This window comes from Halomonas sp. 5021 (genome assembly GCF_036663435.1).
Classification (GTDB): Bacteria; Pseudomonadota; Gammaproteobacteria; order Pseudomonadales; family Halomonadaceae; genus Vreelandella; species Vreelandella janggokensis.
Genome location: NZ_JAXOVU010000002.1, coordinates 473,250 through 489,258, shown reverse-complemented (window position 1 = coordinate 489,258; position 16,009 = coordinate 473,250). Strand labels below are relative to the sequence as shown.

At 58.3% G+C, this 16,009-nt stretch carries 14 protein-coding genes; 4 read left to right on the top strand and 10 right to left on the bottom strand.

Features of this window, described 5'->3' with window-relative positions; translation table 11 throughout:
* Nucleotides 1-14: 14 nt before the first annotated feature.
* From R3F64_RS05960 to R3F64_RS05920, 9 genes are all read right to left on the bottom strand, one after another.
* Nucleotides 15-1,136: a Gfo/Idh/MocA family protein gene (locus tag R3F64_RS05960; protein ID WP_332610370.1), complete on the bottom strand. Its 1,122-nt coding sequence runs from the start codon at nucleotides 1,134-1,136 to the stop codon at nucleotides 15-17.
* 74 nt (nucleotides 1,137-1,210) lie between these two features.
* Complete coding sequence (locus R3F64_RS05955; protein WP_332610369.1) at nucleotides 1,211-2,713, bottom strand: CoA-acylating methylmalonate-semialdehyde dehydrogenase; 1,503 nt, start codon at nucleotides 2,711-2,713, stop codon at nucleotides 1,211-1,213.
* A gap of 36 nt (nucleotides 2,714-2,749) precedes the next feature.
* A complete protein-coding gene (gene iolE, locus R3F64_RS05950; protein ID WP_332610368.1) occupies nucleotides 2,750-3,652 on the bottom strand; it encodes a myo-inosose-2 dehydratase in 903 nt (300 codons plus the stop codon).
* Nucleotides 3,653-3,683: 31 nt separating this feature from the next.
* On the bottom strand, nucleotides 3,684-5,531 hold the full coding sequence (gene iolD / locus R3F64_RS05945) for a 3D-(3,5/4)-trihydroxycyclohexane-1,2-dione acylhydrolase (decyclizing) (protein WP_332610367.1): 1,848 nt from the start codon (nucleotides 5,529-5,531) through the stop codon (nucleotides 3,684-3,686).
* Nucleotide 5,532: 1 nt separating this feature from the next.
* Entirely contained in the window at nucleotides 5,533-7,491 is a 1,959-nt protein-coding gene (locus R3F64_RS05940; RefSeq protein WP_332610366.1) for a bifunctional 5-dehydro-2-deoxygluconokinase/5-dehydro-2-deoxyphosphogluconate aldolase, read from the bottom strand.
* Nucleotides 7,492-7,569: 78 nt separating this feature from the next.
* Complete coding sequence (locus R3F64_RS05935; protein WP_332610364.1) at nucleotides 7,570-8,367, bottom strand: TIM barrel protein; 798 nt, start codon at nucleotides 8,365-8,367, stop codon at nucleotides 7,570-7,572.
* 29 nt (nucleotides 8,368-8,396) lie between these two features.
* The gene (locus R3F64_RS05930) at nucleotides 8,397-9,278 is read right to left on the bottom strand and encodes an ATP-binding cassette domain-containing protein (protein ID WP_332610363.1); all 882 of its coding nucleotides are present in this window, start codon (nucleotides 9,276-9,278) and stop codon (nucleotides 8,397-8,399) included.
* A 1-nt stretch (nucleotide 9,279) separates the two neighbouring features.
* Nucleotides 9,280-10,410, bottom strand: a complete 1,131-nt coding sequence (locus R3F64_RS05925; protein ID WP_199284140.1) for an ABC transporter permease — start codon at nucleotides 10,408-10,410, stop codon at nucleotides 9,280-9,282.
* A 54-nt stretch (nucleotides 10,411-10,464) separates the two neighbouring features.
* A complete protein-coding gene (locus R3F64_RS05920; protein ID WP_199284141.1) occupies nucleotides 10,465-11,415 on the bottom strand; it encodes a sugar ABC transporter substrate-binding protein in 951 nt (316 codons plus the stop codon).
* Between the two features lie 222 nt (nucleotides 11,416-11,637).
* Here R3F64_RS05920 and R3F64_RS05915 point away from each other — a divergent pair, with 222 nt between their 5' ends.
* The 4 genes from R3F64_RS05915 to R3F64_RS05900 all read left to right on the top strand — a co-directional run bounded on the left by R3F64_RS05915 (nucleotide 11,638) and on the right by R3F64_RS05900 (nucleotide 15,300).
* Nucleotides 11,638-12,501 carry a MurR/RpiR family transcriptional regulator gene (locus tag R3F64_RS05915; protein WP_332610360.1) on the top strand — a complete coding sequence of 288 codons (864 nt, stop codon included), beginning with the start codon at nucleotides 11,638-11,640 and terminating at the stop codon, nucleotides 12,499-12,501.
* A 54-nt stretch (nucleotides 12,502-12,555) separates the two neighbouring features.
* Complete coding sequence (gene iolG / locus R3F64_RS05910; RefSeq protein ID WP_332610358.1) at nucleotides 12,556-13,551, top strand: inositol 2-dehydrogenase; 996 nt, start codon at nucleotides 12,556-12,558, stop codon at nucleotides 13,549-13,551.
* A 74-nt stretch (nucleotides 13,552-13,625) separates the two neighbouring features.
* Complete coding sequence (gene iolB, locus R3F64_RS05905) at nucleotides 13,626-14,429, top strand: 5-deoxy-glucuronate isomerase (protein ID WP_332610356.1); 804 nt, start codon at nucleotides 13,626-13,628, stop codon at nucleotides 14,427-14,429.
* Nucleotides 14,430-14,556: 127 nt separating this feature from the next.
* Entirely contained in the window at nucleotides 14,557-15,300 is a 744-nt protein-coding gene (locus R3F64_RS05900) for a sulfite exporter TauE/SafE family protein (protein WP_332610354.1), read from the top strand.
* Here R3F64_RS05900 and R3F64_RS05895 read toward each other — a convergent pair whose 3' ends face one another.
* Nucleotides 15,301-16,005, bottom strand: coding sequence for an HAD family hydrolase (locus R3F64_RS05895; RefSeq protein WP_199284146.1), 705 nt, complete (start codon nucleotides 16,003-16,005; stop codon nucleotides 15,301-15,303).
* Nucleotides 16,006-16,009: the final 4 nt, after the last annotated feature.

Below are 16,009 nucleotides of genomic sequence, written 5' to 3'. Positions count from 1 at the left end.
TGTCTCAGCAACGGTTATACCCTCACCCACCGCCCCGTCTGATCTGACCTTTCGATGGCGTCGATCAGTCGGTTAACCCGGGCCGCTTCGCGAAAATCAGGATAGAGGGGGCGGTGGTTGATGATGCCTTCGACAAGATCCCTAACCTCGATAATTTTCTGATCGTTATAGCCCAAGCCATGGCCTGGTGCGGGGCTAAATGAAGCATAGTCGGGGTGTTCAGGACCAGCGAACAAGGTGGTAAAGCCACGCCTCCCTGGTGCATCGCCGTGGCGATATAGCTGCAGCTCGCTCATGCGCTCCTGGTCAAACACAATGGCGCCTTTTGTGCCGGTAAGGGTGTAGGCCAACCCCATCTTGCGGCCAGCGGCCACCCGGGAGGTTTCGATATTGCCCATTAACCCCCGGTCAAAGCGCAACATGGCCTGGGCCTGATCATCGTTCTCTACCGCCGCCATACCACTGCCGTCGGCCCTGGGCCGAGTGGGAATGACGGTCTGGAGCTGGCCGCATGCCTCGGTAATGCGCTGCCCGGTCAAGAACTCGGCCATATTGAGAATATGCGACCCTACATCGCCTAATGCACCGGCACCCGCTGTTGCCCGCTGTGTATGCCAGTCGTGGGGCTTTGCTGGGTCGAGCAGATAATCCTCATTGTGCCGGCCACGAAAGTGAATCAGCTCACCGATTTCACCGCTGGCAACAATCTGGCGGGCCAGCTGGGTGGCGGAATTGCGAATATAGTTAAAGCCGACCAGGGTTTTGACGCCTGCCTTTTCAGCCGCAACGACCATCTCGTCGGCATCTGCCGTGTTCAGCGCCAGCGGTTTTTCGGCGTAAACATGCTTGCCAGCGGCAATGGCGGCCAGCGCCATCTCTTTATGCAGAAAATTGGGTGCGCAGATATCCACCACGTCCACGTCACTGTCTGCCACCAGGGCACACCAATCGTTGGTGGCGCGGGCAAATCCCCAGGCCCGCGCCCGGCTCTCTGCAGTGACGAGGTCGGCATCCGCCAGTAGTTCGCAAACGGGCTTGGCGGGCAGTTCAAAAACGCTGGACGCCGCGTTAAAGGCGATGGCGTGGGCTTTGCCCATAAAGCCGGTGCCGATGAGGCCAATCTTGAGGGTTTTCATTGTGGTTATCCTGTTTTAAACAAATAACGCCGGGCTGGGCCCGGCGTTGAATGGTGTCGTGCCCCATAGAGTGTTTACATGGTCGGCATGGTGAAGTGGTTGGTCTCTTCACGAATGCCGCTGGGCCAGCGCTGGGTGATGGTCTTCATGCGGGTGTAGAAACGCACACCGTCGGGGCCGTGCATATGCAGCGGGCCAAACAGCGAACGCTTCCAGCCGCCGAAACTATGGAACGCCATGGGCACCGGAATCGGTACGTTCACTCCCACCATGCCGACCTGGATCTGCTCGCAGTACTGACGCGCCGCATCGCCATCGCGGGTGAAGATCGCCGTGCCGTTACCATATTCATGGGCGTTGATCATGCTGACCGCTTCGTCGAAGCTCGCCACGCGGGCAATCGCCAGTACCGGGCCAAAGATCTCCTCGGAGTGAATGCGCATGTCTGGCGTCACACGATCAAACAGTGTTCCGCCAATAAAATAGCCATCGCCCGCCCCCTCTATCGTTGTCTGGCGGCCGTCTACTACCAGCTCTGCTCCTTCATCCACGCCGGTTTGGATATAGCCCGCCACTTTGTCGCGGTGTTCGCGGGTGATTAGCGGGCCCATGTCGTTATCCGGGCCATCGACCAGGCCAGGCCCAACCGTGAGTTTATCCAGTTCGGCCACCAGCTTTTCCCGCAGGCGGTTGGCGGTTTCTTCACCCACGGGTACCGCGACGGAAATCGCCATGCAGCGCTCGCCTGCTGAGCCATAGGCCGCCCCCATCAGGGCACCCACGGCTTGGTCGAGATCCGCATCGGGCATGATTACCATGTGGTTTTTGGCCCCGCCCAGGGCCTGAACACGCTTGCCATGGGCGGAGGCGGTAGCGTAGATGTACTCGGCGATGGGCGTGGAGCCTACAAAGCTTACCGCCTGGACACGCTCATCGGTGAGCAGCACATCCACGGCTTCTTTATCGCCATTAACGACGTTGAAGACGCCAGCCGGCAGGCCCGCCTCTTTAAGCAGTTCAGCCAGGCGAAGCGGCGTGGAGGGATCCTTTTCCGACGGCTTCATTACAAAGGTGTTGCCGCAAGCCAGCGCAATGGGGAACATCCACATGGGTACCATGGCAGGGAAGTTGAACGGCGAGATACCCGCACAGACGCCCAGCGGCTGCATCATCGAGTAGCTATCGACACCGCTACCCACGTTCATGGAGTGCTCGCCTTTCTGCAGGTGGGGAATGCCACAGGCGAACTCGACCACTTCCAGGCCCCGGGTGACTTCGCCTTTGGCATCAGACAATACCTTGCCGTGTTCGCTGGATATCAGCCGCGCCAGCTCATCGGTATGCTCTTCGACCAGTGCCTTGAACTTGAACAGAATACGCGCGCGCTTCAGCGGCGAGGTTTTTGACCAGGCGACAAAGGCCTCATCGGCAATGCGCACTGCGTCACGGGTCTCGTCGGTACTGGCCAGCGCCACCTGGGCGCTCTTCTCACCGGTAGCCGGGTTGTAAACCGGTGCAAAGCGTTGGTTTTGGCCAGTGGTGAGCTGACCATTGAGATAGTGGGATAGCGTCTTCATAAAGACTCCTGATGAAAATGCGTCGCGGGTGCTGTCTTAGGCGGCAATATCAAACCCTGCCTGCTCGGCCAGTTGGCGTAAGTTGCGATACCCCAGGCGGGCGTAAGTCAGCGGGTGGGCCACTTCCGGGTCTTGTTCGGCTTCCACCACTAACCAGCCCTGGTAGCCCTGTTCGCACAGGAGGGTTAAGGCGGGCAGAAAATCCACATTGCCATCCCCGGGCACCGTAAACAGGCCGTCCAGCACGCCGTTTAAAAAGCTTTTGTCGCGGTTGCGCACTGCGTCCAGCACCGGGAAACGCAGGTCTTTGCAGTGCACATGGTGGATACGTTGGCTGTAGCGTTTGGCGATGGCGAGCGGATCGCCACCTGCACCGCGCAGATGACCAAAATCCAGCAGCAGTCCCACGCCTTCGCCGGTGTTGTCCATTAAGCGCTCTACGTCGGCTTGGCTCTCAATCACCGTGCCCAGATGGTGGTGATACACCAGCTGAATGCCCTGGGATTTCAGATAGTCGCCGACCACATCCAGGCCATGCAGCAGGCGCTGCCACTCTTCCTCAGAAAGGTGCGGACGCTGGGAAAGCGGGCGCTCCTGATCGCCATGTACACAGTGGGTGACTTCACACAGCACCATCACCTTGGCACCGCACTGCTTGAGCAGGTTCATATGATCCTGAATGGCTTCAATCTCTTCCTCGGGACTGCGCTCCAGCAGGCGTGCGGAGTACCAGCCCGAAACGAGCGCCAGATCATGAGCGCCCAGCACCTGGCTCAGGGCGTCAGGCGTGCGGGGGAATTTATTGCCCAGTTCAAAGCCGCTAAAGCCCGCTTCGCGGCCCTCTTTTAAACAGGTTTCCAGGGGCGTTGCGCCGCCCAGGCTGGGCAAGTCATCGTTTGTCCAGGTGAGCGGATTGATGCCTAAAGTAACCGTTGGCATGGCGTGTTCCTTGTGATGATGTTGGTTGGCATTAATGGCGTTGGCGCTGCTTGGCCTCGCGATACCCTTGGTAAGCAGTATTGACTTCTTCACGCTCGGAAACCTCGGGCACGGCCACGTCCCACCAGGCGCCGCCTTCTTGGGTGCTGGGTAACGGGTCGGTATCCAGGGCAATCACGTAGGTTGATTGGGCAGCGCGAGCGCGCACCAGCGCCTGTTCCAGTTCAGCAATACCGGCCACTGATTCAGCCTCACAACCCAGGGCTTTGGCGTGGGCAGCAAAATCGGTTTTGGGTGCGCCAGCCTCCACAGTGCGGCAATCTTCCAGCAGGTTGTTGAACCCCGCGCCGCCGGTGGCCTGTTGCAAGCGGTTGATACAGCCATAGCCGCGGTTATCCAACACCACGACGATCAGCTTGTGGCCCAGCATCACCGAGGTGGCCAGCTCGGAGTTGTGCATCAGGTAGCTACCATCGCCCACCATCACCACCACTTCTCGCTCGGGCTTGGCCATCTTGACGCCGAGCCCACCGGCAATTTCATAGCCCATGCAGGAGAAGCCGTACTCAACGTGGTAACTACCTGGGCCTGAACACTGCCAGAGTTTATGCAGCTCACCTGGCAAACCTCCGGCGGCGCATACCACGGTGGTGTCATCACCAGCCTGGCGATTGACGGTACCGATCACCTGAGCATCAGTAGGCAGCGACAGCCCTTGATCGGCGGTTACACGATGTACCGCCTCGGCCCATTCGCGCTTGAGCGTGCTGGTCTGTTCGCGCCACTCATCGCTGCCGCGCCACTCGCCCAGCGCCGCGTCGAGTTGCCCCAGCCCGACCAAGGCGTCGCAGCTAAGCGGCAGCGCTTGATGTTTCAGGCTGTCGAAGCGGCCAACGTTGAGGGCGATTAACGTTTTATCGCTGCTTTCAAACAGAGCCCGGGAGCCGGTGGTAAAGTCCTGCAGCCGGGTGCCCACCGCCAGGATGACATCCGCCTGCTCTGCCAACTGGTTGGCAGCTGCGCTGCCGGTGACGCCAATGGCCCCCACCGCGCAGGGGTGGCTATCTTTCAGTGAGCCTTTCCCAGCCTGGGTTTCGGCGACCGGGATGCCGCGTGCTTTGGCAAACTCGGCCAAATCTTCGCAGGCAGCGGCGTAGTGCACACCGCCACCGGCAATGATCAGCGGGCGCTTGGCCTGCTTAAGTGCATCGACTGCTTGACTAAGCTCATAAGCATCCGGCGGCGAGCGACGAATACGATGCACCTTGGAAGCAAAAAAGGCTTCTGGATAGTCGTAGGCAAAGGTTTGCACATCCTGGGGCAGCGCCAGGGTCGCGGGGCCGCAGTGCTCCGGGTCAAGCATTGTGGCGATCGCCTGGGGCAAGCTGGTGAGTAGCTGTTCCGGGCGGCTGATACGATCAAAGTAGCGCGACACGGGACGAAAGCAGTCGTTGACGCTAACCGTAGGGTCACCGAAATGCTCCACCTGCTGGAGAACCGGGTCGGGTTCGCGGGTGGCAAAGGTGTCCCCCGGCAGCAGCAGGATCGGCAACCGGTTGGCATGGGCCAGCGCCGCCGCGGTGACCATATTAGTCGCCCCTGGGCCGATGGAACTGGTCGCGGCCATTAAGCGCTGGCGATTATTGGCTTTGGCAAAAGCAATCGCCGCGTGAGCCATGGCCTGTTCGTTGTGGGCGCGAAAGGTCGGCAGTTTGTCTTGCATGTGGTAGAGCGCTTCCCCCATTCCGGCCACATTGCCATGACCAAAAATCGCAAACACGCCTTCGAAAAGCGCCACCTCTTGACCATCAATCTCGATACGTTGCGCGGCAAGATACTTGACCAGCGCCTGGGCCATGGTGAGTCGAATGGTGCTCATCTTAAGCCTCCTCGGTGTGGGCCAGCGTTTGCGGCTGCGCCTGCCTTAATTGCCGCCACGCTTGTATTAGCTCGGCATAATTTTTGGCAACGCGTGCGACCAAAGCTGCATCGTCGATGCGCCCCGCCAGCCAGTCGCGACTGGCGCTGGCAAATAGCGTGCGTCCAACGGTAAACCCCTTGCAGCAAGGGTGTTTAGCAGCCTCGTCAAAGCCGCGCTTCATGTCGTCCATGGGGGCATCAAGCCCGAGCAGTACCACGCCACGGCAGTAGGTATCCTCGCGCTCAATGGTCTCGCCCACCGCCTGCCAGGCAGCGTCTGACATAGTGGGTAGCTTCCACCAGTCGGGCCGAATGCCCAGGTTGTAAAGCCGCTGCAGGCTGCGCGGCAGCGTGGTGTCATCGCCGGGCATATTCGAAGGGAGAATGACCTCAATCAGCAGTTCCAGCCCATAGGCACAGGCCGCCTGGTAGAGCTGGCGCAGCCGCTCCTCCTGCTCTAAGCGCAGTGAGATTTCATCGTCGGGGTGGTAGAACACCAGGCATTTAATGATCTGCTCTCTAGGCCAGCTGCGCAGGCAGGCACCTAAATCGTCGCCATGCTGGAAGCGCAGCGGACGTGAGCCCGGCAGCTCTACCGGTCGACCAATCCACCAGCCTTTGCCGCTGGCTTGATTAAGCGCTTCCTGACCCAGCACGTCATCTACCAGAATCGCAGGCGTGGTAATGCCGCCCAGCTTGGCGCCCTCCTCGGCAGCCGACACCAACAGCTTCTTAAGCTTAGGCAGTCGCGCGCTGTCGGCATACTCTTCGCGAGCCATATCGGTGAGCTGGCGGCGGTGGTCAAATGCCAGGCCCAACACTTCGGGCCATTGAGCAGGCACTCGGGTAGTGACGCGGTGTAAGTGGTTTAAGCGTTGATCAATATCCGGCCGGATTACTTCGTCGCGGCGCGCCAGGTAATCAAATAACTCGTCTTCGGTGGGCATGGCCGGGGCACAGCCGTGCCGGGACACCACCAGCGCGCCGCAGGCGTTGGCATAGGCAGCGCTGGTTTGCCAGGGCTCACCTCTCAGCCAACCCCGCAGCAACCCACTCATAAAGGCATCCCCGGCACCCAGCACGTTGAGCACTTCAACCTGTACGCCCTTGACCAAAACACCGTCTTCAATGCGTGACGGAATGTCTCCTTCAAACACCACACAGCCCATGGGCCCGAGCTTGCATACCAGGGTAGCCTCGCTAACCTTTCGCACTGCGCGCAGGGCCGACAAGGTATCCGTACTGCCGCCGGCAATATGAAACTCCTCTTCGGTGCCCACAATCAGGTCGAAATCCGGCAGCCAGCGCTGCAGGTCGGTGGTCACCTTGTCATCGGCGACAAAGCGGGTTTCGCCATCGCCGGGATTGGTGAGCCCCCACAGCACGGGACGGTAGTCGATATCCAGCACCCGCTTAACGCCATAATGGGCAGCGGCGTCCAGCGCCTTGCGGCAGGCTCGGCGAGTCGTATCAGTAGAAAGATGGGTGCCGGTAATCGCCAATGCCTTTGAGCGGGCAATGAACTCAGGGTCAATGGCGTCAGCATCAATGGCCATATCGGCGCAGTCGCGGCGATAAAACAGCAGTGGGAAGCTCTCGCGGTCTTTTAACGCTAACAGTACCAAACCGGTATGGCGTTCGGGGTCGGTTTGTAGCGCGATGGTATCCACGCCAACCCGTTCTAACTCCTCGCGAACAAAGTTGCCCATCTGCTCGTCGCCCACCCGCGAGAGCATGGCGGACTTCAACCCAAGCCGCGCGGTACCGTAGGCCATGTTGCCGGAGCTACCGCCCAGGTATTTGGCAAAGCTGGCCACGTCTTCCAGGCGGCTACCGATTTGTTCGGCGTAAAGATCCACCGCTACACGCCCTAAGCAGATCAGATCAAGCGGTCGGTGTTGGCTATTGTTATTCAGCATAAGGTCTCCCCACGTTACTCTCGTGGTCTAGGGCAAAGATGGCTTTGAGCATCAAAGCGCTCTGGGCGTCTAACCTGTCTAGAATGAGAAGGCAGCACGGAATCGTTCGAGCGCGAGGTCGTCATCCCCAGAGGCCCAACCTTCCAACCCCACGGTGCCTCGATAACCTATTTTATTTAGCGCTTTGGCGATGGCCGGATAGTTAATCTCGCCGGTTCCCGGTTCGCAGCGCCCAGGCACATCAGCCACTTGCACTTCACCAATGTACGGTCCGCAGCGGCGAATCAATTCGATCAAATTACCTTCGCCAATTTGGGCGTGATAAACGTCCAACATAATGCGCAAGCTGGGCCGGTCGACACTTTTTACAAGCGCTAGAACATCTTCCAAACGCGCAAACGGTACACCTGGGTGGTCAACATCGGTATTAAGGTTTTCAAGCACAAAGGTGATGTCGTTCTGCTCGCCGAGATCTGCCAGCCGGTTGAGCGTGTCCCGGGCTTTGAGCCACATAGCGCCGGTTATCAGTTGGCACGGCTGAACGGGCAGGCCTTCGCTATTCAACCCAGTGCCATGCAAGTTAAGTCGCGGAATGCCGAGACGTTTTGCTACCTCAGCCGATTCAGCGGCGGTTCTCAGCAGTTCATCGGCACCGGCAGCATCCGCCAAGGTGCCTGAGATATAGCCGGTCATGGATGAAAACGTCGCGCCGCTATTGGCCAGGGATTCAATGTCGTGTCGGGTCCAGTCCCAGATTTCCACTTGAAAACCCAATGCATCAATACGCTTAACACGTTCATTCATCGGTAGGTCGCGAAAAACCATTTCTGCACAAACGGCCAACGTAAACGGCGATGAGAAAGTAGATGCTGACATGGTCATAGTGGCTCTTTGGTAGCTGTTCGCTATACGTTTTCAGCGGGCTCATCAATCTTCCCGCCAGCGGTCTTTGGTGTGGTCCGATCGGCAGCAGCGCTATTGGCTTTTTTTTCGCGGTCGCTGCGCTGGAACTCAGCGAGCTCTGCATCCAGACTCTCCAATTCGGCACCACCGGCCATCATGTTGAGTACTTCTTCGCGGGTGACGTCTTCTTTGCGGAAGGAGCCCAGGCTGCCGCCACGGGACAAAAGCGTGAAGGCATCGGCCACGGGGAAGGCGTGATGGACGTTATGGGTAATGAAGATGACCGCCAGGCCATCGGCTCGCGCCTTGGCGATATAGCGCAGCACTACCGAGGCCTGCTTGACCCCGAGGGCGGACGTTGGCTCATCCAGAATCAGCACCTTGGCGCCAAAATAGACGGCTCGGGCAATCGCCACGCACTGGCGTTCGCCGCCGGAAAGCGTGCCCACCGGCTGACTCGGGTCGCGCACATCAATGCCGATTTTGGCCATTTCCTGCTTGGCAATGCGGTCGGCGTATTTCCAATCGATGCGCTTGAACAGCCCCCAGCCCACCGTCGGCTCGCGCCCCATAAAGAAGTTCCGGGTAATCGACATCAACGGCACCATCGCCAAGTCCTGGAAAACCGTCGCGATACCTGCGTCTAGTGCGTAAGCCGGTGACTTGAAGCGAGCGGGTTCGCCATCCAGCAGCATCTCGCCATGGGTGGGCTGATGAACGCCCGAGAGGGTTTTGATCAGCGTCGACTTGCCCGCGCCGTTATCACCGAGCAGGCACATCACTTCACCGGCATAGACCTGCATGGAAATATCGCTCAAGGCGATCACACTGCCGAAGTGCTTGCTGACGCTGCGCATTTCGATCATTGGCGTTTGAGTTGTCATGTTACTTGGCCTCCATCGCCTTCTTGCGCATGTAGTTGTTGAACAGCACGGCCACCAGCAGCATCACGCCCAAAAAGACCTGGAACCAGTCCGTATTAACACCGGTGTAGAAGATACCCATTTGCACCATGCCAAAGATCAGCGCACCCAGCGCTGCGCCGATGGCAGACCCATAGCCGCCGGTCAGCAAAGCGCCGCCAATCACCACCGCGATAATGGCCTCCAGCTCTTTTAACAAGCCACGAATGGTGTCCGCCGAACCGGTATCCATTACCTGAATGCAGGCAAAAATGGTGGCGGAGAAGGCAGTGAACATGAACAGTGAAATCTTGACCCGACGTACCGGCACGCCCGAATTGCGCGCGGCATTAGCGTCGCCGCCGCTGGCGAAGATCCAGTTGCCATAGGGCGTGCACAGCAGCACCCAGGTCGCCACGGCCGTTAAGCCCAACCACCAGACGATGGAGACCGGAATACCCGAAACGGTGGGGTTGCCCGCAAAATTAGTGCCGATCCAGCCTTGCGTGGCCATCCAAGAGAACAGGCCCGTGGCGACCTCACCGGAAAACAGCGACGCGAACCAATCGCCGGGGATATGCTCTTCAACGCCACCCACCTGGGTTCGCCCCGTCAACAACCGGCTGACACCAATCGCTAGGCCGCGCAGAATAAACAGAAAACCCAGCGTGACGATAAAGGACGGCAAGCCAGTGCGATTAACCAGGTTGCCGTTAATCCAGCCCACTAACCCGGCACAAGCGAATGCCAATAAGATAGCGGCCCATAGCGGCCAGCCATACTCTACGGCGGGGATCGCAATCAAAATGCCAGCCAGGCCGATCATCGACCCAATCGAGAGATCAAACTCCCCGCCGATCATCAGTAGTGCTGCCGCCGTGGCGATAATGCCGAGCTGTGCTGAAACTTCCAGAAAATTAATAATACCCGCGGGGGTAAACATCCCGGTGCCGCTGGAGGCAGCGATAAAAAAGGCAAGCACCAGCACGGTACCGGCCAGCGCCCCCAACTCAGGACGATTGAGCGCTTTCTTCCAAAACGAGACTTTCTGGATCCGTTCGTCTTGATCAGCCGCTGCTGGCGCAGCCGCTTGGTTATTTTCATTGGAATTCATGGCGATCGACTCCCAAGGCTCGGCACCGCCGAGCCTTTTCCGATTAGGTCGTTATCAACGGATACCCTGGCTACTCAGCTCAATAACCTGCGCTGCGTTTTCTTGAGTGACAAACCCCGGACCGGTAGCAACATCCCCAGCGGGTAGCAGCCCGTTCTTGACGAACTGGTCGAGGAACATGACAGGTAAGTACCCCTGCATGTACTGCTGTTGGTCGATCGCAAAGTCCAGTTCACCCGCATCCAAGGCTTCCAAAATGTCGGGTGAAAGATCAAAGGTACCGAGGGTGAACATATCGGTAGCCCCCTGCTCGCGCATGGCCTGAATCATCGGATCAGCGGCCAATGCACCCAAGGTCAACACACCACGCACATCACTGTTCTCGTTAAGGTAAGCGATAATGGCATTGCGAATATTGGTGGGGTCGTAGGTGGTCGCTAGCTGCTCAGCATTGCCGTCGAAGCCCTCAACAAAGCCATCACAGCGCTGGTCAAGGCCCTGGTTGCCCTGTTCATGGTTGACGCAAACGCCTTTCTCAACGCCCATTTCCTGCATGCGCTCGGCGGCCTGCTTGCCCGCTTCGTACTCACTCTGCCCAACGTGCAAGCGGGCGCCATAATCCCGCGCCACATCGCCACCGGAGTTGATGGTGATGACGGGAATGCCGTTATCGACTGCGTCTTGCACAACGCTGCCCAGGGCATTTTCATCGGTGAATGAGAGAATCAAACCGTCTGGTTGAGAGGCCACTGCCGCCTGGACGAGTTGCTGCATCTTGGCCATGTCAAAGGTGGAAGGTGCGCGGTACTCAAGCTCCGCGCCTACAAGGTCAGCCGCTGCCTCAGCGCCATTTTTGACCACCGACCAGAAAGGATCCGAGGGAACGCCATGGGTCACCATGACGAAGCGATTCTCTTCTTGTGCTGTTTCCTGTGCTTGTGCGGCACCCGCCATGAGCGCCGTGGTGGCGACGGAGGCTAGAAGCCATTGAGATAGACGTGCCATAAATAATTCCTCATAACGTTATCGTTGTTGGTAGGGAAGTGGCATTAAATGCCTTGGCGCTATGGAATATAGATTCCAAATAGCAATACAGGCAAATTATTTATTCTATACTTTGGTATAAATGGAATATTTATTTCAATCAACTAGACTGCTCAACAATCAGTCCCTTTGCTTAGTTTTCTCTCAGCTAAGTGGTACACGCGTTAACGCTAAGGAAATTGTATGCCGCAGCCACCTCAAAGCTACCGTGAGTTGGAAACGCTGATCACCGCAGAGTACGCCACGCTAAGCAAACGTTTGCAGCAAACCGCGCGGTTTATGCTTGATCACCCTCAGGAGGTGGCTCTGGCGACCGTGGCCAAAATTGCCGAGCAGGCGGATGTTACTCCCTCCACCTTGATTCGCCTGGCCAATAGTTTGGGATTTAAGGGCTTTTCTGAAATGCAGCAGCTGTTTCGCAGCCGCCTGGTCGATGAACTGCCCAACTACACCGAGCGCATTCGAGCGGTGCGCAGCGCAACCGGGGAAACACCGGACAGCACCCAGCTATTATGGGAGTTCGCCGACGCTAATCGCGCCGTCTTGGAGCAACTGCCTAGTCGCATTGACCCAGAGAACCTTGAAAAAGCGCTGGATATTTTTGAGCGGGCCCATGCCATTCATGTGATGGGTGCCCGACGCAGCTTTATGGTGGCCAGCTACATGACCTATGCCCTGGCGCATGTCGATAAACCGGCGCTGCTGGTCAATGGTTTGGGCGGGATGTACGGCGAGCAACTGCGGGCCATGAGCCGACACGACGCCCTGCTGACCATCAGCTTCTCCCCCTATGCCGAAGAGAGCCAGAAAGCCTGCGAAGACGCCCATCAGCGTGGTCTGCCTATTGTGGTGATTACCGACTCGACCCTCAGCCCGCTGGCGCGTTTCGCAGATGTAGCCTTTGTGGTCAACGAGGCTGAAGTGAAAAGTTTCCGCAGTTTGACCGCCTCGCTCTGCCTGGCCCAGACCTTGGCCATTGCCCTGGGGGTGCGGCAAGACAAAACACGTGAAAAGGATCCCCAGTCGGGCCACCAACGCAACGCATAAATGCAATTCACTCACTAAAAATCCTTCAACCCCAAGAACAAGATAGGAGCGCTTATGAAACTGGCACTGATCGGCGCTGGACGCATCGGCAAGGTGCATGCCCAGGCCATTCACTCACACCCGAATGTTACCCTGGCCGCCGTGGCCGACTTTCACCAGCCTGCCGCAGAAGCGTTGGCCGAGCAGTACGGCAGCAAAGCAACCTCCGTTGATGAGATTTTTACAGATGGCGACATTGACGCCGTCCTGATTGCCTCCAGCACGCCCACCCACGCGGAGTACCTGGAGCGTGCTGCCCGTGCAGGCAAGGCGGTTCTCTGTGAAAAACCCATCGCCCTGGATTTAGCACGCACCCGCGATGCCCTGCAGGTACTCAGCGAACACCCGGTGACCTGCGCGTTAGGTTTTAACCGCCGCCACGATCCTCAGTTTTCGGCACTTAAAAAGGCCATTACCCAAGGGCGTATTGGGGCACTGGAAACCCTGACCATTATCAGCCGCGACCCGTCTCCCCCGCCTGCCGAGTATGTCAGCGACTCAGGCGGGCTGTTCCGGGACATGATGATTCATGACCTGGACATGGCGCGCTGGCTGCTTGATGAGCCGATTGAAAGTATTTTTGCCGTCGGCAGTAGCATTATCGACCCCGCCATTGGCGCAGCAGGCGATGTAGATACCGCCATGGTCACGCTCACCACCGCCAGTGGAAAGTTGTGTCAAATTAGCAACTCACGGCGCGCAAACTATGGCTACGACCAGCGTATCGAAGCCTTTGGCAGCCAGGGCATGCTGCAGGCGCAGAACGAGTCTGATACCCGGCTGCGCTTTACCGGCGAAGCGGGACAAGTGGAAGAAAAACCCAAATGGTTCTTTTTAGAGCGTTATGCCGAGGCTTATCGATTAGAGATTCTTGATTTCGTCGATGCGTGGCAGGAAAAGCGCACGCCTCTTGCGGGCGCCCAGGACGGGTTAGAGGCATTGCGATTGGCCGATGCAGCGGAGCGCTCACTACGTGAAGGCCGCAAAATTATGCTCGATGCTGCGGTTTAAGCAGCCACATCAGATTTTATTTTCAAGACGCTTGGCTGACTAGACCGTCGCCGAACCGTCAGGAGGAGCGAAGAATGACTTCACTATTGGTACGCCCCACCGCCCCGGACGCACAAGGCACCGTGATTGACGTTACCCCCGCCTCCGCTGGCTGGACGCATGTCGGCTTTCGGGTGCATAAACTCGCCAAGGGGCAGCGCCTGGAAGCCAGCAGCGATGATCAGGAAGTCTGCCTGGTGCTGCTCACTGGCCGTGCCAATGTTGCCTGCGGCGAGCATCGCTTTGATGATATCGGCAAGCGCATGGATATCTTTGAACAGATTCCACCCTACGCGGTGTACCTACCCAATGGGGTTAGCTACGCGGTGGAAGCGACCACCGATCTTGAGCTAGCGGTGTGTGCGGCCCCAGGGCATGGCAATCATGCGCCACGCTTGATTGCACCGGACAACATCAAGCAGAGCACCCGTGGCCAGGGCACGAACACCCGCCATGTGCACGACATTTTGCCGGAGACGGAGCCCGCCGATAGCCTGCTGGTGGTCGAAGTATTCACCCCCGCGGGCAACTGGTCGAGCTACCCGCCCCATAAACACGATGTGGATAACTTACCCCAAGAATCGCAGTTGGAAGAGACCTACTACCACCGCATTAATCCCCCTCAGGGCTTTGCCTTTCAGCGCGTCTACACCGATGACCGCCGCCTTGATGACACCATGGCGGTAGAAAACGGCTGCTGTGTACTGGTACCCAAGGGCTATCACCCTGTTGGTGCTGCCCATGGCTACTCGCTTTATTACTTAAACGTGATGGCCGGCCCCAAACGGGTGTGGAAATTCCACAACGACCCCGACCACGAGTGGCTAATGAAAACTTGATGGAGTGACGCTTCGCCCGCTAACGTTCATCTAATGCTATGCTGTGGTGCCCCGCTTCTGCGGGGCTTTTTATTGAACACGGATATCCAAGAACTGATACCCGAGAACTGATAACCGAGAGAGGCGTATGCTCCCCGACTACTCCGTGATCGCCTGGCTGTTAATCGTATTTTCCGTGTACCTGACCGGCGTTTCCAAAGGCGGCTTTGCGGGTGGTTTCGGCACGTTATCGGTGCCGCTGATGGCGCTGGCGATCAGCCCGGCTCAGGCAGCGGGCCTTTTATTACCGCTGTTACTGGTGATGGATGTGTTTGCGGTGAAGGCGTGGTGGGGCAGGCAGGCGGTAGCCGAGGTATGGCGTTTTGTGCCGGGGCTGTTCATCGGCGTGGCAGTAGGGACGCTGCTGTTCGACAGCCTGAGCGAACAGGGCTTGCGCCTGACCCTCGGCGTGATCACCTTGATGTTTGCCGCTTACATGCTACTCAAGCCCGTCGCCAAAAAGCCCATTTCCTCCCGATGGGCATTACCGGCGGCGAGCATCTGCGGATTTACCAGCTTCATGGCCCATGCGGGCGCACCGCCGCTCAACGTGTACCTGCTGCCACGCAAGCTGTCCAAAGAGACCTTTATCGCCACCTGCGCCGTGACATTTGCCGTGGTCAACGTGATCAAACTGGCGCCCTATATGTGGCTTGGCGAGATTAACGTTACCAGCGCCTGGGCCTCGTTCGTGCTGGTACCCATCGCCTGGATCGGCGTGCGCAATGGCCTGTGGCTGCAAAGCCGCGTCAACGAAGTGCTGTTTTACCGGTTGGTGATTCTGGCCATGTTTTTAGTCGGCTTTAATCTGATCTATCAGGCGCTAAACTGATTAACGTTGGCGAAAGGCAACCGCAGGGTTTGTGGTTCGCCAGTCCAAGCGCCGCCAACCTTCGAGGCTAGCGACCTCGGCCAGGACCGGATCGGGGTTGACAGCGACGGGACAATCTACGTACTGAAGCAGCGGAAGGTCGTTGCGGGAGTCTGAGTAGAAGGTGGTGTGGCTGGGGGTAATCTGCTGCTCGGCCAGCCACTGTTTCAGGCGCATCACTTTGCCGCCACGATAGGAAAAAACCCCTTCGCTGCCGCCAGTATAGCGCGCGTCTTCATTGATGCCGTGCTCCACGCTGGGCTCTACCGCTAGCACGTGTTCAATGCCTAAAGTGGTCGCAATCGGCTCGACCAGGTGGCGCGACGAGGCAGAAATCAGCAGCAGGGTATCGCCCGCCTGGCGGTGGGCATCCAGACAGGCCCAGGCCTGATCGAAAATGCGTGGCTCCAGATGGGTGGCGACGAAGCGCTCTACCTCTTTTTGCACATCGCTCACCCGACGCCCGCGTAGCGGCGCCAGGGTCATGCCCAAGTACTCTTCAAGCTTCAGCTTTCCGGCGTGATAGGCCTGCTGCATTTGCGCCGCTCGCACCATAAAGGCGTCGACATCGCGGATCCAGCCTTGCTCTATCATCCATAAATTCCAGCGGTCGCTGCAGTCTCCATCCAGGAGGGTGTCGTCAAGATCAAACAGGGCCAGGCGCATGGGG

What these genes read in the sequence shown, in the direction of transcription:
- R3F64_RS05960 (WP_332610370.1), bottom strand. Translation starts at nt 1,136, where the DNA reads ATGAAAACCCTCAAGATTGGCCTCATCGGCACCGGCTTTATGGGCAAA.
- R3F64_RS05955 (WP_332610369.1), bottom strand. Translation starts at nt 2,713, where the DNA reads ATGAAGACGCTATCCCACTATCTCAATGGTCAGCTCACCACTGGCCAA.
- iolE (WP_332610368.1), bottom strand. Translation starts at nt 3,652, where the DNA reads ATGCCAACGGTTACTTTAGGCATCAATCCGCTCACCTGGACAAACGAT.
- iolD (WP_332610367.1), bottom strand. Translation starts at nt 5,531, where the DNA reads ATGAGCACCATTCGACTCACCATGGCCCAGGCGCTGGTCAAGTATCTT.
- R3F64_RS05940 (WP_332610366.1), bottom strand. Translation starts at nt 7,491, where the DNA reads ATGCTGAATAACAATAGCCAACACCGACCGCTTGATCTGATCTGCTTA.
- R3F64_RS05935 (WP_332610364.1), bottom strand. Translation starts at nt 8,367, where the DNA reads ATGTCAGCATCTACTTTCTCATCGCCGTTTACGTTGGCCGTTTGTGCA.
- R3F64_RS05930 (WP_332610363.1), bottom strand. Translation starts at nt 9,278, where the DNA reads ATGACAACTCAAACGCCAATGATCGAAATGCGCAGCGTCAGCAAGCAC.
- R3F64_RS05925 (WP_199284140.1), bottom strand. Translation starts at nt 10,410, where the DNA reads ATGAATTCCAATGAAAATAACCAAGCGGCTGCGCCAGCAGCGGCTGAT.
- R3F64_RS05920 (WP_199284141.1), bottom strand. Translation starts at nt 11,415, where the DNA reads ATGGCACGTCTATCTCAATGGCTTCTAGCCTCCGTCGCCACCACGGCG.
- R3F64_RS05915 (WP_332610360.1), top strand. Translation starts at nt 11,638, where the DNA reads ATGCCGCAGCCACCTCAAAGCTACCGTGAGTTGGAAACGCTGATCACC.
- iolG (WP_332610358.1), top strand. Translation starts at nt 12,556, where the DNA reads ATGAAACTGGCACTGATCGGCGCTGGACGCATCGGCAAGGTGCATGCC.
- iolB (WP_332610356.1), top strand. Translation starts at nt 13,626, where the DNA reads ATGACTTCACTATTGGTACGCCCCACCGCCCCGGACGCACAAGGCACC.
- R3F64_RS05900 (WP_332610354.1), top strand. Translation starts at nt 14,557, where the DNA reads ATGCTCCCCGACTACTCCGTGATCGCCTGGCTGTTAATCGTATTTTCC.
- R3F64_RS05895 (WP_199284146.1), bottom strand. Translation starts at nt 16,005, where the DNA reads ATGCGCCTGGCCCTGTTTGATCTTGACGACACCCTCCTGGATGGAGAC.